The sequence below is a fragment of the Defluviimonas salinarum genome (genome assembly GCF_026013545.1).
GTDB classification, from domain to species: Bacteria; Pseudomonadota; Alphaproteobacteria; order Rhodobacterales; family Rhodobacteraceae; genus Albidovulum; species Albidovulum salinarum.
This window is the reverse complement of the sequence record NZ_JAPDOG010000001.1, coordinates 392,205-414,267: the sequence shown is the minus strand read 5'-3', so window position 1 is coordinate 414,267 and position 22,063 is coordinate 392,205. Positions and strand designations below refer to the sequence as shown.

Sequence of the window (22,063 nt, the reverse complement as noted above, 5' to 3'; positions counted from 1 at the left end):
GGCCGAAAACGAGGGCATGCCCTCGAGACCGAATTCCAAGGGCTCCACCCCATCGGTCGTGCGCACCCGACGGCTGACCGGAACGCTCACGCTTGGGCCATCGAAGACACGGGCGGCAACGGACGGACTCTGGTCGGCAAAGGAAGCGAAAATGAGACACCTCAAAGAACCGGCGAGGCACCCGCTGGCAAGACTGATCTCGAGGATGGCAGTCGTGGCCGGTGTGATCGCGTCCATGGCCTTCCCCATCCTTGCGCAGGATGGCACCGGTCCGATGCCTCAGAGCGCTCAGGCGCGCAGCTATGGTGGCGGATGGGTCTGCGATCTTGGCTTCCGGGTGGAGGGCGCCGAGTGCCTGGCTCTCGATATCCCTGAGCATGCCTATGCAACCGGGCGCTCCTATGGGACGGGCTGGGAGTGCGGCCGCGGGTATGAGGAGGTGGACGGGACGTCCTGCAATCCCATCCCGGTGCCCGCCAATGCCTTCCTCCGGTCTTCCGGCTACAATTGGCAATGCAAACGCGGGTTCCGGCAGGAGGACGAGGCATGCGTAGCCATTGTTCTTCCCGAGCGTGCCTACTTGACAGAAGACAGCTCGGGCACGGGATGGACCTGCGATCGTAGCTATGAGGCCGTTGCAGGAACATGTACGCCGATTGCCGTGCCAGAGAACGCATATCTCACCAACGCAGACTATGGCGCCGCCTGGGCTTGCGAGAGAGGCTTCGTCAAGATCGACGACCGATGCGACGCCATTATCTTGCCTGCGAACGCCTATCTTGACCAGGCATCCTATGGACCGGGCTGGAGCTGTGAGCGTGGATACGAGCCGCTGAGCGGCGCCTGCGTCGCCATCGATCTGCCGGAGAACGCCTATCTCGACCGATCCGGCAACCGGTGGAGCTGCAATCGAGGCTTCCAGCTCTCCGACGGGGCGTGCATCCTTGCAAGATGATGGTGACAAGACGACGCGCGGCCGTGTGTCCGGCATGCGCGTCAGCATAGGGTGTCGTCTGCGATACAGCTTCCCTCAGCCGACGCCGCTGATCGCGCTGCTGAACGTGCACTACTCGCGGTTTGGCGATCTGGAGTGCGCCGATTATCTCGTGACGTCGCCGAGTGTGCCACTCGAAAGCTACCGGGATGGCTTCGGCAACTGGTGTACGCGCGTCCTGGCTCCGGCGGGCGACTTCTGCCTGTCGACGGATGGCATCTTCCGCGACACGGGCCGACCCGATCCCGTCTCTCGCGGTGCACAGCAGCACGCCGTTCAAGATCTACCGTTCGAAACTCTCGTGTTTCTGCTGGGCAGCCGGTATTGCGATACAGACCTCCTCTCGGAAGAGGCCTGGCGTCGCTTTGAGACCACCGAACCCGGATGGTCACGCGTTCAGGCGATCTGCGATTTCGTGCACGGGCATGTCCGCTTCGACTACATGCAGGCGAAATCGACGCGCACCGCATCGCAGACCCTGGCCGAGCGGCAGGGCGTCTGCCGCGACTTCGCCCATCTCGCCATCGCCCTGTGTCGCTGCATGAACATTCCGGCCCGCTACTGCACCGGATATCTGAGCGACATCGGTGAACCTCTGCCTCATCCGCCCGGGGATTTTGCCGCGTGGATGGAGGTATTCCTTGCTGGAGAATGGCACATGTTCGACCCGCGGAACAACAAGCCGCGGTATGCGAGAATCCTGATCGCGCGCGGCCGCGATGCCGCCGATGTCCCTCTGACCCAGACCTTCGGCCAGAACACTTTGGCGGAATTAAAGGTCTGGACTGATGAATTGGCCTGACTGTCGTTGGCTTCCTTCTCGACGCGCCATCGTAAATCGGGTCGCCAGCCCCCATATATGTAGTATCGATGCCAGGCATCCCGGTCCGACATGGATAAGGAGTTGGCGCCGGCCAATCAAAGGATCGATGACATGTCCTTCAAGGACCTGACCGCCAGGGCTGCGGCCGCAATGAAGCCGAAGCCTGCGGAGACCGCCACGACCCCTGTCAAGGAGAAAGAGGCGAAGGCCGCCGGCACGGAAGCACCAGCGAAATCTAGGACATCTTGAGATGTGCACCGGCCACGCGCCTCATTCTTTACGGGCGCGCGGACCACCCACAGCAACAAGGGAGAGGATCACGCCGACGGAAGAACTGACGAGCATGAGCCGTGGGGTCCGGCGGTTGCACTATTCCGGCAGTTCGGTCCACCACTCTGGCCAGTTGACCTTGCGGGGCGTGCGCGTCGCCTTCACCACCGTTCGCTGTTCCTCCCGGGTGAGCCAACGGCTGCCAAGCCGTGCGAGCGCGGTCTCGACGATCCAGGGCTCGAGCGCCATGCGCGCCGTCGGACGTTGGCGATCGAGCTTGCGTGCCATCCGCAAGGGCTCGAGCGCGGGGGTCACGCTGCCGGGTGCGACACAACTCCGGACGATGGTCATTATGGGCATGTCGTCCCGGAGCACCTGCTTCGCCCGCGCGTGCTCGATCGAGGCCAGGGCCTGGCGCGAGGCGGCGCCATCGCCTTCAAGCCCTTTCTTGGCGAGTTGCAGGAGGAACGCCTCGGCCGCCGTGACGCGTCGATCCCGCCCGTTCTCGCGGATCGTGACCGTCTGGCCGAGAACGGCGTCATAGGGAATGCCCGTCTTCCGCCCCCGGGGGCGGCCACGCGGATTGCCGCTCTGGCCTTTGGCGAACCGCGTCGCGCGCGGAGGCTTGCCGTAGCCGGTGTCGTCTTCGCCCGAGTTGCCGCTCATGCGCGCGTGCCTCGCGGCCATCGCAGGCTGTCGGGGTCCCGCGTGCAGCGCCGGATCTCGCCGATCTCCTCGTCGGTGAGCCTCGCACCACCGCGGCGTCGGCCGAGGGCGGCCTGCACGGCCCAGGGCTCGAGCAGGAGGCGCTGGTAGTTGTCGCTCGGCCCGTAGTCCCGGGTGTTCTCGCTGGCGATGCCCAGGATCAGCAGCGCGGCATTGGCATTGTCCGGGTCTTCCTCGGTCCGTTGTTTGACCTGCACCGAGGGTGCAGGCGCCATCTTCGCCAGGACCTGTTCGCGCTTCGCGATCATTTTCAGCACGTCGCGGCGCGCGGAGCGATTCCCGGCAATCGCGTCCTGGTAGGTCCGGTGCTGCAGGGCCTCCTCGACGCTCACCTCCTGCGGCACCCCGCTGCGGGTGATGGTCAGGGTCTTGTCGACGATGATGTCGAAGGCAGAGGTCGATCCGGCGCCGGCCCTCTTCTTCGGACGCCCGTTCGGATTGCCGCTCTGTCCCTTGCGGAACCGGCCGTGCTTCGGCGGCGCTGACCTTGATCCCGTCATCCCGCACCTCCGTCCCGCACGAGCTCGGGCTCCTGGCCGGTCATCGCCGACCAGCGGGCAAGGGCGACGTCGACATAAGCCGGATCAATGTCGACACCGCGGAAGTGGCGGTCGGTGCGCTCCGCCGCGATGAGCGTGGTCCCGGACCCAAGGAAGATGTCGAGGACGAGGTCCCCGCGCCGGGTGACGTCGCAGATCGCGTCGGCGACGAGGCCAACGGGCTTCACGGTCGGGTGCAGATCGAGATCGGCGCGACGGCTGCCCTTGAACGAGTTCACCGAGGCGTAGTCCCAGACATTGGTCCGGTTCCGGCCGTGCCGGCCCAGCTCCACCATGTTGGCGTGCGGCGCCCGGCCGACGCGGTAGACGAAGATCAGCTCGTGCTTCGAGCGGTAAAGCGACCCCATCCCGGCATTCGACTTGTTCCAGATGCAGAGGTTCAGGAGCTCGCCGTAGACCTTGTTCCCGACGACCGACACGTCCTCCATGTGGCGCCAGTCCATGCAGACGAAGTGCACCGCCCCGTCCCGCGAGACCGCCGTCGCCGCACCGAGGGTCGCGCCCAGGAAGGCCCTGAACTCATCCTCCGTCATCTCTCCCGAGGCCATGGCAAACTCGCGGTGCCGGCCCCGGGCATTGGCATGCCCGTTGATCCGCACATTGTAGGGCGGGTCAAGGAAGGCGGCGTCGATCCGGCCATCGCCGATGACCGCGGCCAGGAACGCCGGATCGCGGCTGTCACCGCAGCCGATCCGATGCGGCCCGAGCGCCCAGATGTCGCCGGGCTTCGTGCGCGGCGTCGTCGGTACCGCGGGGACCGCCTCGTCATCGGGATCGGGAGGCGCCCCGAGCAGCACGTCGAGCTCGCCCGTCGAGAAGCCGGTCAGCGTCAGGTCAAGCTCCACGTCGAGGCCCGCCAGCTCGCCGAGCTCCATCTTGAGGAGATCGAGGTCCCACCCGGCATTCAGCGCGATCTTGTTGTCCGCGATCCTCAGGGCGCGTATTTGGGTCTCGGAGAGGCCCGACAGCGTGATCGTCGGGACCTCGGCAAGCCCCAGCTCCTTCGCCGCGCGAAGACGGCCATGCCCGGCGATGAGCGCACCCGTCTCGTCGATCAGGATCGGATTGGTGAAGCCGAAGGCCTCGATCGCGGATTTCAGCTGGGCGATCTGGCTCTTTGGATGCGTCCGCGCGTTGCGCGGATCGGGCCGCAGGGTCTCGATCGCGCGGTACGCCACCGACAATGGCTTCGACGGGTGATTGCCTGCGTCCATGCGCCCCACAAATAGTTGTTATCACATCACTGTACCCAATATGCGGGGGTTCGAATGCGTATTCAAGAGACGAAGGTTTCAAACTGGACTTGCCGCGCCAGCAGAGCGTTTCTGTCCGCACGCCCGGCCCGCTCCCCGGGCGCGTCGCGGTAGCGGCGGAAGGTCCGTCGCCTCAGCCACGGAGACCTGTCATGGCCCGCAAATCCAAGTCCACAGCGGCGACCACCCCGCCGCCAAGCAAGACCGCCATCCTGGTGGCGCTGCTCTCCCGCCCCGAGGGGGCAACGCTCGACGATCTCGTCAGGGCAACGAAATGGCAGGCCCACTCGGTTCGGGGCGCGCTGGCCGGGAGCCTCCGGAAGAGGGGTCACCTTGTCGTCTCCGAGAAGACCGAGGGCGTCCGGCGCTACCGGATCGCGGCCGCAGGATGAGGGGGCCGGAGCGCCTTGGGCCGGAGATCGCGGCGCTGGAGCCGCTCGATCTCGACGGGCTGCGCGCCGCCTGGCGCGCCGCCTATGGCCCGCCGCCGAAGCTGCGTTCGGTCGAGCTCCTGCGGCTGGTGCTGGCCTGGCGCCTGCAGGCCGATGCCCAGGGCGGCCTCGACCGCGAGACGCGGCGCAGGCTCGCGCGCAAGGGACCGGTGCAGGCCGAAGGCCTCGATCTCGGCGCCGGCACCGTGCTGACCCGCGAGTGGCTGGGGCGGGTGGTCGAGGTCGTCGTCGAGCCGGGCGGCTTTCGCCACGAGGGCCAGCTCTATCCGAGCCTGTCCGCCGCGGCCACGGCAATCGCGGGCTCCCGCTGGAACGGTCCGCGTTTCTTCGGCCTGCGCAGGGGCGCGACATGACCCGGGCCCGGATTCGCGCCGCGATCTATACCCGCAAGTCGAGCGAGGAGGGCCTCGACCAGGAGTTCAACAGTCTCGACGCGCAGCGCGAGGCCTGCGAGGCCTATGTCAGGAGCCAGGCCGGCGAGGGCTGGCACAGCTTGCGCGACCGCTACGACGACGGCGGCGTCTCGGGCGGCACCATGGAGCGGCCGGCGTTGAAGCGTCTGCTCGCCGACATCATGCGTGGCCGCGTCGACGTGGTGGTCGTCTACAAGATCGACCGGCTGACCCGCTCGCTCGCCGATTTCGCGCGTATGGTCGAGATCTTCGAGCGCCACGCCGTCAGCTTCGTCTCCGTGACCCAGGCCTTCAACACCACCAGCTCGATGGGCCGGCTCACCCTCAATGTGCTCCTGTCCTTCGCGCAGTTCGAGCGCGAGGTGACCGGCGAGCGCATCCGCGACAAGATCGCCGCCTCCAAGGCCAGGGGCATGTGGATGGGCGGGACCCCGCCCCTCGGCTACGACCCGCCGCGCGATAGCAGCCGGGCCCTCGTCGTGAACAAGGACGAGGCAAGGGCGGTGCGCACCATCTTCCGGGCCTATCTCGAGCTTGGCTCCGTGAACGACCTCCAGCGCTGGCTCGCCTCACGCGGGATCGGCTCGAAGGATCGGAACGGCAAGGCTGGGGCGGCCGCCGGCGGCAAGCCCTTCAGCCGCGGCGCGCTCATCCACCTCCTGCGCAACCCGGTCTATCTCGGCCTCATCCGCCACAAGGACGCGTTGCATCAAGGCCTCCACGAGCCCGTCCTCGACCGCGCGCTCTTCGATGCGGTTCAGGAGCACCTTGCCGCGCACCGGACCCGCGGTGCGCGCGGGACTGGCTCCGGGCTGCCCCGCGCCCCGCTGACCGGACGGATCTTCGACGCGGCGGGCGAGCGGATGTCGCCGACCTTCGCCGTGGGGGCCCGCGGCCGCCGCTACCGCTATTACGTGTCCGCCTCGCTGCAACAGGGGCGACGGAGACCGGATGACACAATCCTGCGCCGCGTGCCGGCCGGCGTCCTCGAGCAGGCGATTGCCGAGCGTTTGCGCAGGATCGCCGGAATCGACGGCGCAGCCCCCCTTCGCACCGTCATGAGGGTCGATGTGCACCGCGACCACGTCGCCCTCACCCTGCCCAGAGACCTGCGCCGGGCGCTGAGGGCCGACCTTGCCCCCGCCGAAGACCTCTGCGAGGAGCCGTCCGACGGCCAGCAGCTTCGGCTGATCTTGCCGGTCAGATTTCCGCGCCAGGGTGGTGCGGCGTCCATCACCCCGGCACAAGTCGCCGGCCCGCAGCCGGACGCCACCCTTATCCGGGCACTGCGCGCCGCCCACGCGATGCTCGAACCCGATGCCACGGGCCGGCCGGGCCTCGCCGCGAGCCCGACCTCTCCCCACCGCCGGCGGCTGGTCAGGCTCGCCTTTCTCGCGCCAGCCCTCCAGGCCGCCATCCTCTCGGGGCACCAGCCGCCTGGCCTGACCCTGGCGCGATTGCTCGCGGCCGACATGCCGATCGACTGGAACGATCAAATGACGTATTTCGGGGCGTGCCGGCGGACAGGTTGAACTCCCCTGTTTTGCGGAAGAAACTGCCTGTTCTGCGTGACAGATCGCCCTGTTCTGCGCTTCTTGCCCCCTGTTTTGCAGAATAACAGGAAAGTGGTCCGAGAAATTCGCAAGCGATTGTAATTACATGCTTTATTGCATCACGCCACTCATCCCGTGTGCCTGAGCCCCTGTTTTTAGCAGGATTCTAAAAAAAATTCCCTGTTCCTGTCGAAACTCACCCAACCATCGGGCCGCCAGAGACCGGCCAGACAAACCGCCCCACACGGCGCCGATCAGGTCTTAAAGAATCGAGGGCAGATCCGGAAGGCGGCAGAAAACAGCGCCTGTTTCCGGGGCTTGCGAGCCCAATCCACGGGCGGAGAAAGGTGTGAGGACTGGGTGGCGGAGGAAGTGTAACAAATACCGAACTCTCTCCCGTGTCGATGGCTTCAGCGCGGGATCGCAGCGAAAATCTGCGCATCAACGAGGGACAGAAACTCGGTCTTTAGCCAGAAGAGACGCTCGGCCCGCCCTGACCATCATCCGCTCCCAACTGGCGAACGGCCACCAGAAGCTCCTCAATTGCGTGCTCTGCGGCCGCAAGCTTCACAGCCACCATCAGATCCTGTCGTCCCGCCAGCGCAAGGAATGTTCCCAGCACTTCGTCGGAGTGTCGGGCCAGCGAGACCAAGTGGTTACCGCTCGGACCGTACCGTCCGGCAAACCAATTCTTCACTGTCTTCTCGTTCGCTCCGGTCCAGGACGCCACGACCTTCGCCCCCGCCCTGCTGTCGCCGAGTGATCTGCGCAGCGCCGCTGCGATTTCGTCGGCGAACCCGTGCTCGGATTGCTGCCGATCGTTTCCACCATACCCGTTTTCTTTCGGAAAGAACTTGCCCTTTTTCGGAAACGACATTCCGGCCTCCCTCGCTTTACATGGACCGGAGGGATTCAGCCCTGGATTCAGGCGGTTCGGATGGATTTGCCAGCAATACCGAGGAGATGCATGTGTGAGCGGTCGATCTTCGACCATTTCCGGCAAGAGCGACGGTGCGCCAGAGATGGACGTCCCAGCAGTCGCCTATGTGCGGATGTCGACCGATCACCAGAAATACTCGACCGAGAACCAGCTGGACGTCATCCGCAACTACGCCGCTGCGCGGGGCTTGCAGATCCTGCGCGTGTTCGAGGACTCCGGGCGATCCGGGCTGCGACTCGACGGCCGGGAGGCGCTGCAGAACCTGATGGCCGAGGTCCAGTCCGGCCAGGCCGACTTCAAGGCAATCCTCGTCTACGACGTCAGCCGCTGGGGCCGATTTCAGGATGCCGATGAAGGCGCCTATCACGAGCATGTCTGTTCTCGCGCAGGGATCCGGGTGCATTACTGCGGCGAGCAGTTCGAGAACGACGGCAGCATCGGCTCGAACCTCTTGAAGACCGTGAAGCGCGTGATGGCCGGCGAGTACAGCCGCGAGCTGTCGGTGAAGGTCTTCGCCGGCCAGTGCCGCCTGGTGGAACTCGGCTATCGCCAGGGCGGCGCGGCCGGATACGGGCTGCGGCGCGTGCTGATCGACGAGCACGGCAACCCCAAGGGCGAACTGTCACGTGGCGAGCAGAAGAGCCTGCAGACCGACCGCGTCATCCTGGTCCCCGGCCCCGAGGAGGAGCAGCGGGTCGTCCAGCGCATGTACGAGATGTTCGTGAACAATGGGCGTGCCGAGCGGGAGATCGCGGAGGTCCTGAACGCCGAAGGACTTCGCACCGATCTCGGCAGGCTGTGGACTCGAGCAACCGTGCATCAGGTGCTGACGAATGAAAAATACATCGGGAACAATGTCTTCGCGAAGGTGTCGTTCAAGCTGAAGCAGCGCCGCGTGGTGAACCCGCGCGAGATGTGGATCCGGGCCGAGGGTGCGTATCCCGCCATCGTCGATCAGGCGCTGTTCCTGCGTGCGCGGGAGATCGTGGATGCCCGGAGCCGCCATTTCTCGGACGAGGAACTGCTCGACGCGCTGCGCGCAATCCTTCAGCGACAGGGTATGTTGTCGGGCCTGATCATCGACGAGGAGGACGACCTTCCGTCTTCCAGCGCCTATCGCAGCCGCTTCGGCAGCCTCCTACGCGCCTACCGGCTGATCGGCTACGAGCCGGACCGCGACTACAGCTACATCGAGATCAACCGCGTTCTGCGACAGGCCCATCCGCAGGTGGTGGCCCAGATCATCGCCGGGGTCACGCGGCACGGCGGGTCGGCCGTGCAGGACCTGGATACCGACCTGCTGCGCGTCAATGACGAGTTCACGATTTCCATCGTTCTGGCCCGTTGCTCTGCGACGGCAGCCGGGTCGCTGCGCTGGCGCATCCGTCTCGACACCGGACTGGCTCCCGACATCACGATCGCCGTGCGCATGGACGAGGTGAACGAGGCGCCGCGCGACTATTACGTGCTGCCCAGCATCGACATGACATTCGGGAAACTGAAATTCGCCGAGCAGAACGGGCTCGCGCTCGATGCGTACCGGTTCGACACGCTCGATTTCTTCTACGCGCTCGCCTCGCGGGCCAGGATCCCGGAGGTGGCGTGATGCCCGACGACATGGAGCCGACCAGCCAGAAGCAGGTGACCCTGATCCCGACCGAACGGATCCGGGTTCTCAATCCCCGCGTCCGCAACCGTCGCACCTTCGAGGAGATGGTGGAGAACATAGCACGGATCGGCCTGAAGCGCCCGATCACCGTGGCGCCGCGCGCCGGGACAGATCCGCAGGAATACGACCTTGTCTGCGGACAGGGTCGACTCGAGGCCTTCATCGAACTGAAGCAGGACCGGATCCCGGCCATCGTGATCGAGGCCGACGAAAGCGATTGCCTCGTCATGAGCCTCGTCGAGAACTGTGCGCGGCGGCAGCACAACCCCATCGACCTGATGCGCGAGATCGGCGCACTCCGCCAGCGCGGCTACAACGACCGCCAGATCGGCGAGAAGATTGGCGTGTCCACCGAGTATGTGAATATGATCGCTGGTCTGTTGGAGAAAGGCGAAGAGCGCCTGGTCTCGGCCGTGGAGACCGGCGTCCTCCCGCTGAACCTCGCCATCCAGATATCCAAGACGGACGCGAAGGGCGCGCAGAAGGCGCTGATGGACGCCTATACCCAGAACAAGCTGCGGGGCCGGAAGCTGGCGCTCGTGCGCCGCCTGATCCAGCAGCGCGAACTGCGCGGTCCGCAACTCCACAGCAACCCGCTCGGGCGCAAGCCTCCAAAACGTGCCCTGACGAGCGAGGGGCTTGTCCGGGCGTATCAGCAGGAAGCCACGCGCCAGAAGCTTCTGATCAAAAAGGCAGAGCTCACCCAGAGCCGGCTTATGTTCGTGCGCGAGGCCTTCCGAAAGCTCTGCGCGGATGCGCATTTCATGACCCTGCTCCGGGCGGAGGGGCTTGAGACGATGCCCGCCGATCTCGCGCGGTCCGTGACTGAGGGGACACTGGCATGAAGCGCGACGCTCGCGACACCACGAAGCGCGTCACGCTCGGGTTCGAGGACGACTGCGTGACCCTCCCCATCGACGCGATATTGCCGCTTCGCGCCTTGGGCAAGACCGCGAAGTCTAGCCGGAAATACCGTCAGATAGTGGCCTCCATCGCGCAGATCGGGATCGTCGAGCCGCCCGTCGTGGTTCGGAACCCGGACAAGTCGGCCACCTGGTTGCTGCTGGACGGCCACCTGCGGATCGAGGCGCTGAAAGACGCAGGCGAAAGCGAGGTGGAATGTCTCGTTTCCACAGACGACGAGGCTTTCACCTACAATCGGCAGGTCAGCCGCCTCGCGCCGATCCAGGAACACAAGATGATCCGCAAGGCGATCGAGCGCGGCGTGCCTGAAGAGAAGATCGCGCTCGCGCTCGATCTCAACATGAGCAGCATCCGGCGTAAGGCGCGCCTGCTTGACGGCATCTGCGAAGAAGCCGTCGCGATCCTGAAAGACAAGCCGTGCACGAACGCCGTGTTCGATGCGCTTCGCAAGATGAAGACCATGCGGCAGATCGAGGCGGCAGAGCTTCTGGTCAACGCGAACAACTATTCCGTCGCCTACGTGAACGCGATCCTCGCGGGAACGCCGCAGGCCCAACTGGTCGAGTCCTCCAAGCCGAAGAAGGTCAAGGGCATCACCCCCGAGGCCATGGCGCGCATGGAGCAGGAACTGGCCCGTCTGCAGGAGGGGATCGCCTCGATCCAGGACACCTACGGCCAGGACCACCTGCATCTGACCGTGATCAAGGGCTATGTCGGCAAGCTGCTCGGGAACGCCCGGGTCGTACGCTACCTGGCGCAGAACCATCCCGAGTTCCTCGGCGAGTTCCAGACGATCACCGAGATCACGCCGACCGAGGCCGCCGACGCCGAGTAGCCGTTCGCGGCGAATGAAGGGGACCCGGACCCGATAAGCGCGGGGACCGCGGGAGACGCCGGACTGTGGGCCGGATCGAGCGCGGCGGTGGGGATGGCGGCGAACCCGCACGGAGCCCACCAGGCTGGCTCGAGTTTTCGCCGGCCGCGCGGCCGCGCTTGCGGTTGTGTCAAACTTCGGGCGTGTCGAGTCGTTGCTCGGCTCGGCACGCTCGTTTCTGATTGAGGATTGACCTGTATTGATTGGGCTAGACCTGTAGTCTTCGACCAGCGGTAGCCAGCATTGGACTGGCTTACCCTAGCTTGCCCTGATATGTTCAGAGAAACATTGAGGGCGTTGTGATGGCGGATGCGGCTGACCAAGCCATGACCGTGCGGGATGTGGCTGGCTACCTGAACGTCGACGAAAAGACGGTTTATCGGCTCGCAAAGCGCGGCGATCTGCCGGGTTTCAAAGTGGCCGGCGCATGGCGCTTCAAGAGGTCGGACCTCGATGGCTGGATCGATCTGCAGAAAAAAGCTGCGAAAAAAGAGAGTTTGAGGGGGCCCGAGTGAGCGATCTGAACATCAGCAATTTTATCTGGAACATCGCCGATGATGTTCTGCGCGATGTCTATGTTCGCGGCAAATACCGGGACGTCATTCTGCCGATGACCGTCATTCGTCGGCTCGACGCCGTGCTTGAACCGACCAAGGACGCGGTCTTGGCCATGAAGGCGCAGCTGGACAAGGCAGGAATCGCCAACCAGCACGCGGCTCTTTGCCAGGCGTCGGGCGAAGCCTTCTACAACACATCGCAGTTCCGGCTTCGCGACCTCACGTCTCGCGCGCGCCGCCAGCAGCTGAAGTCGGACTTCGAGGCCTACCTCGACGGCTTCTCGCCGAACGTTCAGGAAGTGCTCGACAAGTTCAAGTTCCGCAATCAGATCCCAACGCTTGTCGAAGCGGACGCGCTCGGGTTCCTGATCGAAAAGTTCCTCGACCCATCGGTCAATCTCAGCCCCAAGCCCGTGTTGCACCAGGACGGAAGTGTGCGTCTGCCGGGGCTCGACAACCACTCCATGGGAACAATTTTTGAGGAACTAATCAGGCGATTCAACGAAGAAAACAACGAAGAGGCCGGAGAGCACTTCACGCCGCGCGACGTGGTGGAGCTCATGGCGTACCTGATCTTCATGCCGATCGCGGATGAAATTCAGTCCGGCACCTATCTCGTCTACGACGGCGCCTGCGGCACGGGCGGCATGCTGACAGTGGCGGAAGAGACGCTGGTCAAGCTGGCTGCAGACCATCGCAAGGAAGTGTCCGTCCACCTCTACGGACAGGAGGTCAACCCAGAGACCTTCGCCATCAGCAAGGCGGACCTCATCCTCAAGGGTGAAGGCGCCGAAGCCGAGAACATGAAGTACGGCTCCACGCTCTCCAGCGATGCATTCCCATCGCGCGAGTTCGATTTCATGCTTTCGAACCCACCCTACGGCAAGAGCTGGAAATCCGATCTCGACCGGCTCGGCGGCAAAAAGGACATCACTGACCCCCGCTTCGTGATCGAGCACGGTGGCGATCCCGAGTACAGCCTGATCACGCGCTCCAGCGACGGCCAGATGGTGTTTCTGGCCAATATGCTGAGCAAGATGAAGAAGGCCACCAAGGTCGGCAGCCGGATCGCCGAGGTCCACAACGGCTCGTCACTGTTCACCGGCGATGCGGGTTCAGGCGAAAGCAATGTGCGACGCTGGGTCATCGAGAATGATTGGCTTGAGGCAATCATCGCGCTGCCGCTGAATATCTTCTACAACACCGGTATCGCGACGTACATTTGGGTGCTCAGCAATCGCAAGGCAGAGTCCCGCAAGGGCAAGGTCCAGCTGATTGACGCGACGGCGTGGTTCAAACCTCTGCGAAAAAACCTCGGAAAGAAGAATTGCATTCTCGGGACGGATGACATCAAGCGCATCTGCGACAGCTTCCTAAACAGCGAGGAAAGCGAGCAGTCGAAGATCTTCCCGAACGCGGCGTTCGGTTACTGGAAGGTGACGGTCGAGCGGCCCTTGCGCTTGAAGGTCGGACTGTCCGCGAGCGCGCAGCGTCGCTTCGCGAAGACGTGCACGGAGGCTGCTGAAGAGCCCCTCATTGGCGTCGTGGAAGCAGTAACCGAGCGACTTGGCGAAGGCCCCCATCTCGATTTCAACCGCTTCCTTGAAGAAGCCGAAGCTGTGGCGGGCAAGCGCGGCGTCCGTATGACGGCCAAGCGCCAGAAGCTCCTGATGGCAGGGTTGGGCATCAAGGATCCCGGAGCGGAACCGGTCATCAAGAAGGTGTCCAAGATCAAGCCGGGCGCCGATGCTGAATCTGATGCGCTCTACGGCAACTATCATCGGACCGTCGGTGGCAAACCAGCGATCGTCGAATTTGAGCCGGACACGGAGTTGAGGGACACCGAACAGGTGCCGTTCTTGGAAGACGGCGGTATCGAGGCGTTCTTCCGTCGCGAGGTTCTGCCTCATGCGGCCGACGCCTGGATCGATCCGTCCAAGACGGTCATCGGCTATGAAATCTCTTTCACACGGCACTTCTACAAGCCGCAGCCGCTGCGGACGCTCCAGGAGATCGAGGCCGACATCCGGGCTCTGGAGCAGGAAACCGAAGGCCTTCTTGAAGACGTGCTGACGGGAGGCCGCTGAACATGGCCACCCAACGGTACTCGGTCACCCCCCATCCGATCGAAACCCTGCTCACCTGGGTAAAGTCCGGCGAGATCGCGATACCGGAAATCCAGCGGCCCTTCGTATGGGATGCGACCAAGGTCCGGAACCTTCTGGATTCCCTCTATCAGGGCTATCCGGTCGGCTATCTGATCGCCTGGCGTAACCCGTCGGTCCGGCTGAAAGACGGCTCCACATCCTCGGGCAAACGCATCCTGATCGACGGGCAGCAGCGCGTCACAGCGCTCATGGCCGCGTTGCTCGGCCAGGAGGTGCTGACCAAGGATTACGAGACCGTACGCATCCGGATCGCGTTCCACCCGGTCGAGGAGCGCTTCGAGGTTTCGAACCCGGCCATCCAGAAGGACGCCTCATGGATTGCGGACCTGGCGACGGTCTTTGCGCCTGACGCGAGCCTGACCAAACTCACGCGTGAATATGCAGCGCGCAATCCAGAGACTGATCAGGACCAGATTTCATTGGTGCTGGAGAAAGTTCGCAAGATCATCAACAACCAGGTCGGCATTATCGAGCTGGCCGAAGACCTCGACATCGAGACGGTCACCGAAATCTTCATCCGGGTGAATTCGGCCGGGGCATCGCTCAGCCAAGCTGATTTCGCCATGTCGAAAATCGCGGCGAACGAGACCTATGGCGGCAACATGCTGCGCAAGGCGATCGACTATTTCTGTCACCTCGCCGTCGCGCCCGAATTCCTGCCTCGCATCGAGAAGGGCGACAAGGCATTCGCCACTTCCGAGTTCCTGCCGAAGATGCGCTGGCTAAAGGACGTGAACGACGACCTCTACGACCCGTCCTACACCGACATGCTGCGCGTGGCGTTCACGTCGGAGTTCCGCAGGGGCAAGCTGCAGGATTTGGTCGCCCTGCTGTCGGGACGTAACTTCGAGACGAAGCAGTACGAGGAAGCGGTCGCCGAGGAGGCCTTCGACAAGCTGAAGACCGGTGTCCTCAACTTCATCAACAAGACCCATTTCGACAGGCTGACGATGATCCTGCGCTCGGCCGGGTTCGTCACCTCGGGCCTGATCCGTAGTCAGAACGCAATCAACTTCGCGTACATCCTCTACCTTCGTGGCCGCGCCGAAGGCATACCGGCCGCCGACATCGAGCGTCTCGTGCGGCGCTGGTATGTCATGTCGCTTCTGCGCGGGCGCTATTCGGGCAGCCCCGAGACGGCTTTCGACTTCGATATCCGCCAGATCGAGTCCCGCGGTCTTGCGGTCTATACGGACGCGGTGATCGACGCGGAGCTGCCTGAAAGCTTCTGGAACACTCTGCTACCACAGGAGATGGACACCTCCTCCGCCTCGAGCCCCTATTTCCTTGTCTATCGGGCAGCGCAGGTGAAGCTCGGCGACCTCGGCTTCCTGTCGCGGGACATCACCGTGCGTGACCTGCTGCTGAACCGCAGCGACGTGCACCATGTCTATCCGCGCAATCACCTCAAGGGCCAAGGTCTCACACGCGGCCGCTACAACCAGATCGCCAACTTCGTCCTGGCCCAGAGCGAGATCAACATTGGCATCGGTGACCGCGATCCGAAGGTCTACTTTAGCGAGCTGGCGGACCAGTGCAACGGCGGCGCCAAGAAGTATGGTGGCATCACGACGATTGAGGAGATGCGGGCAAATCTTCGAATGAGCTGCTTGCCAGAGTGCATGCTGGACGGGGAGATCCCCGCCTTTGACGACTTCTTGGAGGAGCGGCGCAAGCTGATGGCGCAGAAGATCAAGACATATTTCGAAGGACTTTAGATTGTACGCTGAATACACTGCCAGAATTGGGGAATGGTGAATGGCTGAACGGGAAGATCTTCTGGCTTCTATTGCGGCGACAACCGCCGACTATCGTGAGGGCGACCTGCCTGCGCCAACCCCGGCGCATGTTGAGCGCTGGATCAACCAGTTCGACGCTGCGGTGCAAATCCCGATCCTGCGCGAGATGGATCACGTCCTCAAGAAGACATACTTTTCCCGCGCAAGGACTGCGAAATTCCTGGCGGGCCTGTTTCAGACCAAGAAGCTGGTTGGCGATGACCCGTGTGCATTTTGGAAGGGCGTAAAGTTCCTCGACATTCAGGGCGGTGGAGCAAGCCAAACGCAGATGATCGCGCTATTCAGCAAGCTGCTTGAGGCCAACTGCGGTTTCGAGGCCTCCGAGTGCGGGAAAAACGCGGAAGTCTTCCTTTACATTGATGACGCGACATTCACCGGAAACAGAGTAAAGCAAGATATCGAGAAGTGGATCGCCGGGGACGCGCCTGCGAAAGCCACAGTGCATATAGTAATGATCGCCATGCACACAGGTGCCCGATATTATGCTGAACAGCACAACAAGGGGAATATACTGAAGGCAGCGAAAGACGCTGGGAAGGATATCACCTTTCATTGGTGGTGCGAGCTAGATCTCGAAAATCAGAGAGCTCACACAGATTCCTCAGACGTATTGCGGCCGGTTCGCATCCCGGATGATCCGGCGGTCGCGGAATACGTCGGAGCAATGACCTACAAGCCACACTTGCGAACGCCAGGACAGGTCGGTGGAAAGGGGATTTTTTCAAGCGACGAGGCGCGCCAGCTTCTGGAAGAAGAATTTCTGAAAGCTGGCGTGCGCATTCGGCAGATGTGCCCGAACCTGAATAAGTACCAGCGTCCGTTGGGAAACATGCTCCTTGAGACCCTTGGCTTCGGCTCGCTGATCGTCACCTTCAGGAACTGTCCGAACAACGCGCCGCTGGCGTTGTGGGCGGGCGATCCTTGGCACCCCCTGTTCCCGCGGACGACCAACAGCGACACGTCGATGAAGCGCTTCATGGCGATGTTGGCGAAGGACGTGTTCTGATGTCTCAGGCCAGCCAGGTTCGCACATATCACCGTGCCGCCAGCGTCGTCTTTCTCAAGACGAACGAGCGGTTTGGTGGTCTGTCGAACATGGCGCCGGGCTTTCCATTGCGGGTGAACGGCGTTCGCATCCGCACGTCGGAAGCTCTCTATCAGGCATGTCGCTTCCCGCACATGCCCGAGGTGCAGCAGCTCATCATCGGCGAGAACAGCCCGATGACGGCAAAGATGCGCAGCAAGCCGTACCGGCGGGTGTCCCGCCACGACTGGGACTTTGTGCGGGTCAAGATCATGCGATGGTGCCTGCGCGTGAAGCTGGCGCAGAACTGGCGTGAGTTCGGCAGGCTGCTCTTGGCGACCGGGGACCGCCCCATCGTCGAGCAATCCAGGAAGGATGATTTCTGGGGCGCGAAGGTTGCCGACGATGGCACGCTCGTCGGTATGAACGTGCTCGGGCGGCTGCTGATGGAACTGCGCGAGCAGCTGAAAGGCGACGAGGCGGAGAGCTTGCGGTTCATCGAGCCGCTGGCGATCTCCGAGTTCCTGCTGTTCGGTCAGCCCATCGAGGCGGTCCAGGCCGCGCCCAATGCCGAGATCCCCGGCTGGACCACTCGGCGGCCATCCCACGCCGATACCGCGCCACCGCAGCCCAGTGATCCCCAGCCTTCCCTATTTGAGCAGCCAATGATTACCGAGACCAAGCCCGCAGATTCCAATCCTCACATCGAAGCTGCGAGCGGCCGGAATGCCCCGGCGCGTTTTCCTCAGTATCGGGAGAGTGGTCTTCCTTGGCTGGGCGAGATCCCTGCGCATTGGGATGTCCGTCGCAATGGCCGCCTGTTTGCTGAGCGCGTCGAAACCGGCTTCGAGGAATTGCCGATCCTCGAGGTTTCTCTGCGAACGGGCGTTCGCGTTCGCGACATGGAGAACGGCACGCGCAAGCAGCAGATGGCGGATCGCAGCAAGTATAAGCGGGCCGCCAAGGGCGACATCGCCTACAACATGATGCGGATGTGGCAAGGCGCAGTGGGCGTCGCTCCCACGGATGGCCTCATCAGCCCCGCCTATGTTGTCGCTCGTCCATTCCCTGAGGTCGAGCCGCGCTACTACGCGTACCTGTTCAGAACCGATGCCTATAAGCGCGAGGTGAATAAGTTCTCGCGGGGCATCGTGTCGGACCGCAACCGGCTCTATTGGGATGAGTTCAAACAGATGCCGTCTTCTTTTCCTCCGACAGAGGAACAGTCGCTGATTGCCGATTTCCTTGATGCCCATGGCCGTCTAACGGCACGCCTGATCCGCAACAAGCGGCGGCTGATCGGGCTGTTGAATGAGCAGAAGCAGGCGATCATCAACCGGGCCGTCACGCGCGGCCTGAACCCCGACGCCCCGATGAAGCCCACTGGCATCGACTGGATGCCCGAGGTTCCGGCGCATTGGGAGGTCATTCCGCTACGTCATCTTTCCACGTGTCTGGACGGTCGGCGCGTTCCGCTTGAGGCGTCAGCCCGCGAAAAGATGCTGGGCGACATTCCCTATTGGGGTGCCAACCAGATCATTGATCACTTGAACGACTTTCTGTTCGACGAAGACTTGATCCTTCTGGGTGAGGATGGCGCTCCATTCTTTGACCGCAACAAGCCAGTCGCGTTCTTCTCACAAGGGAAGGTTTGGCCGAACAATCACATCCACGTCCTTCGGCCAAAGCCCGGAAATCGACCTGAGTTCATTGTGCACGCGCTGAACTGCGCGGACTATACGAACTACGTCGGGGGCGCGACGCGTGACAAGCTCACCCAAAGCTACATGAAAGCCATACCCATTCCTGTCCCCCCAAAGGACGAACAGGACGTCATACTGGATCGTCTAACGCAGGAATGTACGCCACTGGAGACGACCGCAGAGCGCGCGGCGCGCGAGATTGGCTTTATTCAAGAATATCGCGAACGCCTGATCGCAGATGTTGTCACCGGTAAACTCGATGTTCGGCACATCGAGATTGCGGCTCCCGCGGATGAGCCAACGGCCGACGAGGACGACGCGTTGGAGGAGGATCTGGAGGGCGACGACGCCGAGGTGATGGAGGGGGCCGATGCCGACGACTGACACCAGCGAAAAAGGCCTCGAAGCCCTCATCGTCCGGTCGCTGATCGACGAGGCCGGTTACGTCGCTGGCGACTCGAAGGATTTTGACCGGGACCACGCCGTCGACCTGGCCAAGCTGTTCGACTTCCTTAACGCCACGCAGCCGGAGGCCGTCGAAGCCTTGGGCATCGGTGAAGATGGGCCGAAGCGCCTGCAATTCCTTCACCGGCTGCAAGGCGAGATCGCCAAGCGCGGTGTCATCGACGTTCTGCGCAACGGCGTGAAGCATGGCCCTGGATCGGTCGAGCTGTTCTTTGGCACGCCGACCCCAGGCAACGCGAAGGCCGAAGAGCTGTTCGCCGCCAACGTGTTCAGCGTCACCCGGCAGCTGCACTATTCCAAGGATGCGACCAAGCTGTCGCTCGACGCGGCGCTGTTCATCAACGGCCTGCCGGTCGCCACCTTCGAGTTGAAGAACAGCCTGACCAAGCAGACGGTCGAGGACGCGATCGAGCAGTACAAGCGCGACCGCGATCCCAAGGAGCTGTTGTTCCAGTTCGGCCGCTGCGTCGTCCACTTCGCGGTGGACGACCACGAAGTGCGGATGTGCAGCCATCTGAAGGGCAAGGCGTCCTGGTTCCTGCCCTTCAACAAGGGCTGGAATGACGGCGCGGGTAACCCGCCGAACCCGCATGGCCTGAAGACCGACTACCTTTGGAAGCAGATCCTGACCAAGCGCAACCTCACCGACATCCTGGAGAACTACGCGCAGGTGGTCGAGGAGACGGACGAGCGCGGAAAGAAGAAGCCGCCGAAGCAGATTTTCCCGCGCTTTCACCAGCTTGACGTGGTGCGCAAGCTGCTGGCTGACGCCGAGGCCTCCGGCGCCGGCCGACGGTACCTGATCCAGCACTCGGCAGGTTCGGGCAAGAGCAACTCGATTGCCTGGCTCGGCCACCAGTTGATCGGGCTGGAGACCGGCGGGAAGCCGACCTTCGACACCGTCATCGTTGTCACCGACAGGCGCAATCTCGACAAACAGATCCGCGACACGATCAAGCAGTTCGCGCAGGTATCGTCTATCGTCGGCGCGGTCACAGAGGGGTCGCAACAGCTTCGGACGTTCCTTCAGCAGGGCAAGAAGATCATCATCACCACGGTGCAGAAGTTCCCGTTCATCCTGGACGAAATCGGGGATGGCCATCGCGGACGAACCTTCGCCATCATCATCGACGAGGCGCATTCCAGCCAGGGCGGCCGGACGTCAGCCAAGATGAACATCGCGCTTGCCGCGAATGGCGCCGAGGAGGAAGACGAAACCGTCGAGGACACCATCAACCGGCTGATGGAAGCGCGGAAGGTGCTGCCGAATGCGAGTTACTTCGCCTTCACTGCCACGCCCAAGAACAAGACGCTGGAGATTTTCGGCACGGCGGTCCCCGAGGGTGGGAAAGTCAGGCACGTCCCCTTCCACAATTATTCGATGAAGCAGGCCATCGAAGAGGGCTTCATCCTCGACGTGCTCAAGCACTACACGCCAGTCGAGAGCTACTACCGGCTCATGAAGACGGTGGAGGACGACCCGCAGTTCGACGCCAAGCGGGCGCAAAAGAAGCTCCGGCGCTATGTCGAATCCCATGACCATGCCATCCGCAAGAAAGCTGAGATCATGGTCGACCACTTCCACGACCAGGTGATGGCTCACCGCAAGATCGGCGGCGCGGCGCGCTCGATGGTGGTGACCAGCGGAATTCACCGGGCCATCCAGTATTTTCACGCGTTCGGGGAGTATCTGAAGGAGCGCAAGAGCCCCTATCAGGCCATCGTCGCCTTCTCGGGCGAGCACGAATATGGCGGTCAGAAGGTGACCGAGGCGTCGCTCAACGGCTTTCCTAGCAACAAGATCGAAGAGTTGATCCAGAAGGACCCGTACCGGTTCCTCATCGTCGCCGACAAGTTCCAGACCGGCTATGACGAGCCGCTTCTGCACACGATGTACGTGGACAAGACTTTGTCCGGCATCAAGGCTGTCCAAACGTTGTCGCGCCTAAACCGGGCGCATCCTCAGAAGCACGACACCTTCGTGCTGGATTTCATGAACGATGTGGATGGCATCAAGGCGTCGTTCGAGGACTATTACCGCACGACGATCCTGAGCGAGGAGACCGACCCGAACAAGCTGCACGACCTGAAAGCGCGGCTCGACGGCTACCAGGTCTATTCCTGGGAGCAGGTGGAGGACCTCGTGGCGCTGTATCTCGGTGGCGCCGACCGGGACCAGCTCGACCCCGTCCTCGACGCGTGCGTCGCGGTCTACAAAGCCGATCTCGATGAGGATGGGCAGGTCGACTTCAAGGGTAAGGCAAAGGCTTTCACGCGCACCTACGGATTCCTCGCGGCCATCCTGCCCTACACGAATGCGGAGTGGGAGAAGCTCTCAATTTTCCTGAACTTCCTAACGCCGAAATTGCCGGCGCCCGAGGAGCAGGACCTGTCGAAGGGCATTCTGGAGGCCATCGACATGGACAGCTACCGGGTCGAGGCGCAGGCGACGATGGCGATTGCGCTTCCCGATGCTGACGCGGAAATCGGCCCTGTGCCGTTGGGCGGAGGCGGTCGCAAGCCTGAGCCGGAACTGGACCTGCTCAGTAACATCCTCAAGACGTTCAACGAGATGTTCGGCAACATCGACTGGAAGGACGCCGACAAGATCGGGAAGGTGATAGCTGAGGAGTTGCCCACGAAGGTCGCGGCCGACAAGGCCTATCAAAACGCGATGCAGAATTCGGACAAGCAGAACGCCCGCATCGAGCACGACAAGGCACTGGAGCGCGCGGTCATCGAACTGCTATCTGACCATACCGAGCTATTCAAACAGTTCAGCGACAATCCATCGTTCAAGAAATGGCTTTCGGAGACGATCTTCGCGGCGACCTATGCCGAGAAGGCGGCACCGACCGGTTCGGCCGCTACTCGCAGCTGAACCAGCGCATGGCGA

At 62.9% G+C, this 22,063-nt stretch carries 19 protein-coding genes; 15 read left to right on the top strand and 4 right to left on the bottom strand.

From position 1 onward, the window contains the following. Window positions 1–151: 151 nt before the first annotated feature. From OM960_RS02085 to OM960_RS02075, 3 genes are all read left to right on the top strand, one after another. Window positions 152–955, top strand: a complete 804-nt coding sequence (locus tag OM960_RS02085) for a hypothetical protein (protein WP_264770932.1) — start codon at window positions 152–154, stop codon at window positions 953–955. Window positions 956–989: 34 nt separating this feature from the next. Further along, window positions 990–1,796 carry a transglutaminase-like domain-containing protein gene (locus tag OM960_RS02080; protein WP_432759504.1) on the top strand — a complete coding sequence of 269 codons (807 nt, stop codon included), beginning with the start codon at window positions 990–992 and terminating at the stop codon, window positions 1,794–1,796. Between the two features lie 132 nt (window positions 1,797–1,928). After that, window positions 1,929–2,066, top strand: coding sequence for a hypothetical protein (locus OM960_RS02075; RefSeq protein ID WP_264770930.1), 138 nt, complete (start codon window positions 1,929–1,931; stop codon window positions 2,064–2,066). Between the two features lie 120 nt (window positions 2,067–2,186). Here the strand turns inward: OM960_RS02075 and OM960_RS02070 are convergent, their stop codons facing one another. The 3 genes from OM960_RS02070 to OM960_RS02060 are packed head-to-tail and all read right to left on the bottom strand — an operon-like array spanning window position 2,187 to window position 4,587. Further along, a complete protein-coding gene (locus OM960_RS02070) occupies window positions 2,187–2,753 on the bottom strand; it encodes a DUF5681 domain-containing protein (RefSeq protein WP_264770929.1) in 567 nt (188 codons plus the stop codon). Then, window positions 2,750–3,313 carry a DUF5681 domain-containing protein gene (locus tag OM960_RS02065; protein ID WP_264770928.1) on the bottom strand — a complete coding sequence of 188 codons (564 nt, stop codon included), beginning with the start codon at window positions 3,311–3,313 and terminating at the stop codon, window positions 2,750–2,752. The genes OM960_RS02070 and OM960_RS02065 overlap by 4 nt, the downstream gene beginning before the upstream one ends. Further along, the gene (locus tag OM960_RS02060; protein WP_264770927.1) at window positions 3,310–4,587 is read right to left on the bottom strand and encodes a site-specific DNA-methyltransferase; all 1,278 of its coding nucleotides are present in this window, start codon (window positions 4,585–4,587) and stop codon (window positions 3,310–3,312) included. Before OM960_RS02060 ends, OM960_RS02065 begins: the two co-directional genes overlap by 4 nt. 191 nt (window positions 4,588–4,778) lie before the next feature. On the opposite strand from OM960_RS02060, the gene OM960_RS02055 reads away from it, so the two are divergent. From OM960_RS02055 to OM960_RS02045, 3 genes are read left to right on the top strand one after another with little or no spacing between them, the layout of a single operon-like run. Further along, window positions 4,779–5,018 carry a DUF3489 domain-containing protein gene (locus OM960_RS02055; protein ID WP_264770926.1) on the top strand — a complete coding sequence of 80 codons (240 nt, stop codon included), beginning with the start codon at window positions 4,779–4,781 and terminating at the stop codon, window positions 5,016–5,018. Continuing rightward, window positions 5,015–5,431, top strand: a complete 417-nt coding sequence (locus OM960_RS02050; protein ID WP_264770925.1) for a DUF2924 domain-containing protein — start codon at window positions 5,015–5,017, stop codon at window positions 5,429–5,431. The genes OM960_RS02055 and OM960_RS02050 overlap by 4 nt, the downstream gene beginning before the upstream one ends. Next, window positions 5,428–7,023 carry a recombinase family protein gene (locus tag OM960_RS02045; RefSeq protein WP_264770924.1) on the top strand — a complete coding sequence of 532 codons (1,596 nt, stop codon included), beginning with the start codon at window positions 5,428–5,430 and terminating at the stop codon, window positions 7,021–7,023. Before OM960_RS02050 ends, OM960_RS02045 begins: the two co-directional genes overlap by 4 nt. A gap of 487 nt (window positions 7,024–7,510) precedes the next feature. On the opposite strand, the gene OM960_RS02040 is transcribed toward OM960_RS02045, so the two are convergent. Continuing rightward, entirely contained in the window at window positions 7,511–7,921 is a 411-nt protein-coding gene (locus OM960_RS02040) for a hypothetical protein (protein WP_264770923.1), read from the bottom strand. Window positions 7,922–8,066: 145 nt separating this feature from the next. On the opposite strand from OM960_RS02040, the gene OM960_RS02035 reads away from it, so the two are divergent. The 9 genes from OM960_RS02035 (at window position 8,067) to OM960_RS01995 (ending at window position 22,048) form a co-directional block, all read left to right on the top strand. Beyond that, a complete protein-coding gene (locus OM960_RS02035; protein ID WP_264770922.1) occupies window positions 8,067–9,590 on the top strand; it encodes a recombinase family protein in 1,524 nt (507 codons plus the stop codon). Further along, entirely contained in the window at window positions 9,590–10,498 is a 909-nt protein-coding gene (locus tag OM960_RS02030; RefSeq protein ID WP_264770921.1) for a plasmid partitioning protein RepB C-terminal domain-containing protein, read from the top strand. The genes OM960_RS02035 and OM960_RS02030 overlap by 1 nt, the downstream gene beginning before the upstream one ends. After that, the gene (locus tag OM960_RS02025; RefSeq protein WP_264770920.1) at window positions 10,495–11,412 is read left to right on the top strand and encodes a plasmid partitioning protein RepB C-terminal domain-containing protein; all 918 of its coding nucleotides are present in this window, start codon (window positions 10,495–10,497) and stop codon (window positions 11,410–11,412) included. The genes OM960_RS02030 and OM960_RS02025 overlap by 4 nt, the downstream gene beginning before the upstream one ends. A gap of 341 nt (window positions 11,413–11,753) precedes the next feature. Beyond that, a complete protein-coding gene (locus OM960_RS02020) occupies window positions 11,754–11,966 on the top strand; it encodes a helix-turn-helix domain-containing protein (protein ID WP_101754046.1) in 213 nt (70 codons plus the stop codon). Continuing rightward, window positions 11,963–14,095 carry a type I restriction-modification system subunit M gene (locus OM960_RS02015; RefSeq protein WP_264770919.1) on the top strand — a complete coding sequence of 711 codons (2,133 nt, stop codon included), beginning with the start codon at window positions 11,963–11,965 and terminating at the stop codon, window positions 14,093–14,095. The genes OM960_RS02020 and OM960_RS02015 overlap by 4 nt, the downstream gene beginning before the upstream one ends. 2 nt (window positions 14,096–14,097) lie before the next feature. Next, the gene (locus OM960_RS02010; protein WP_264770918.1) at window positions 14,098–15,894 is read left to right on the top strand and encodes a GmrSD restriction endonuclease domain-containing protein; all 1,797 of its coding nucleotides are present in this window, start codon (window positions 14,098–14,100) and stop codon (window positions 15,892–15,894) included. A 40-nt stretch (window positions 15,895–15,934) separates the two neighbouring features. Further along, the gene (locus tag OM960_RS02005; protein ID WP_264770917.1) at window positions 15,935–16,981 is read left to right on the top strand and encodes a phosphoribosyltransferase-like anti-phage protein; all 1,047 of its coding nucleotides are present in this window, start codon (window positions 15,935–15,937) and stop codon (window positions 16,979–16,981) included. Beyond that, window positions 16,981–19,086, top strand: a complete 2,106-nt coding sequence (locus tag OM960_RS02000) for an NADAR family anti-phage protein (protein WP_264770916.1) — start codon at window positions 16,981–16,983, stop codon at window positions 19,084–19,086. The genes OM960_RS02005 and OM960_RS02000 overlap by 1 nt, the downstream gene beginning before the upstream one ends. Continuing rightward, window positions 19,073–22,048, top strand: a complete 2,976-nt coding sequence (locus OM960_RS01995) for a type I restriction endonuclease subunit R (protein ID WP_264770915.1) — start codon at window positions 19,073–19,075, stop codon at window positions 22,046–22,048. The genes OM960_RS02000 and OM960_RS01995 overlap by 14 nt, the downstream gene beginning before the upstream one ends. Window positions 22,049–22,063: the final 15 nt, after the last annotated feature.

Excerpts from the sequence above, each read along its gene's own strand:
- OM960_RS02060 (WP_264770927.1), bottom strand. The coding sequence starts at position 4,587 with ATGGACGCAGGCAATCACCCGTCGAAGCCATTGTCGGTGGCGTACCGC.
- OM960_RS02025 (WP_264770920.1), top strand. The coding sequence starts at position 10,495 with ATGAAGCGCGACGCTCGCGACACCACGAAGCGCGTCACGCTCGGGTTC.
- OM960_RS02010 (WP_264770918.1), top strand. The coding sequence starts at position 14,098 with ATGGCCACCCAACGGTACTCGGTCACCCCCCATCCGATCGAAACCCTG.
- OM960_RS02075 (WP_264770930.1), top strand. The coding sequence starts at position 1,929 with ATGTCCTTCAAGGACCTGACCGCCAGGGCTGCGGCCGCAATGAAGCCG.
- OM960_RS02040 (WP_264770923.1), bottom strand. The coding sequence starts at position 7,921 with ATGTCGTTTCCGAAAAAGGGCAAGTTCTTTCCGAAAGAAAACGGGTAT.
- OM960_RS02030 (WP_264770921.1), top strand. The coding sequence starts at position 9,590 with ATGCCCGACGACATGGAGCCGACCAGCCAGAAGCAGGTGACCCTGATC.
- OM960_RS02055 (WP_264770926.1), top strand. The coding sequence starts at position 4,779 with ATGGCCCGCAAATCCAAGTCCACAGCGGCGACCACCCCGCCGCCAAGC.
- OM960_RS02085 (WP_264770932.1), top strand. The coding sequence starts at position 152 with ATGAGACACCTCAAAGAACCGGCGAGGCACCCGCTGGCAAGACTGATC.
- OM960_RS02035 (WP_264770922.1), top strand. The coding sequence starts at position 8,067 with ATGGACGTCCCAGCAGTCGCCTATGTGCGGATGTCGACCGATCACCAG.
- OM960_RS02080 (WP_432759504.1), top strand. The coding sequence starts at position 990 with ATGCGCGTCAGCATAGGGTGTCGTCTGCGATACAGCTTCCCTCAGCCG.
- OM960_RS02045 (WP_264770924.1), top strand. The coding sequence starts at position 5,428 with ATGACCCGGGCCCGGATTCGCGCCGCGATCTATACCCGCAAGTCGAGC.
- OM960_RS02070 (WP_264770929.1), bottom strand. The coding sequence starts at position 2,753 with ATGAGCGGCAACTCGGGCGAAGACGACACCGGCTACGGCAAGCCTCCG.
- OM960_RS02005 (WP_264770917.1), top strand. The coding sequence starts at position 15,935 with ATGGCTGAACGGGAAGATCTTCTGGCTTCTATTGCGGCGACAACCGCC.
- OM960_RS02020 (WP_101754046.1), top strand. The coding sequence starts at position 11,754 with ATGGCGGATGCGGCTGACCAAGCCATGACCGTGCGGGATGTGGCTGGC.
- OM960_RS02000 (WP_264770916.1), top strand. The coding sequence starts at position 16,981 with ATGTCTCAGGCCAGCCAGGTTCGCACATATCACCGTGCCGCCAGCGTC.
- OM960_RS02050 (WP_264770925.1), top strand. The coding sequence starts at position 5,015 with ATGAGGGGGCCGGAGCGCCTTGGGCCGGAGATCGCGGCGCTGGAGCCG.
- OM960_RS01995 (WP_264770915.1), top strand. The coding sequence starts at position 19,073 with ATGCCGACGACTGACACCAGCGAAAAAGGCCTCGAAGCCCTCATCGTC.
- OM960_RS02065 (WP_264770928.1), bottom strand. The coding sequence starts at position 3,313 with ATGACGGGATCAAGGTCAGCGCCGCCGAAGCACGGCCGGTTCCGCAAG.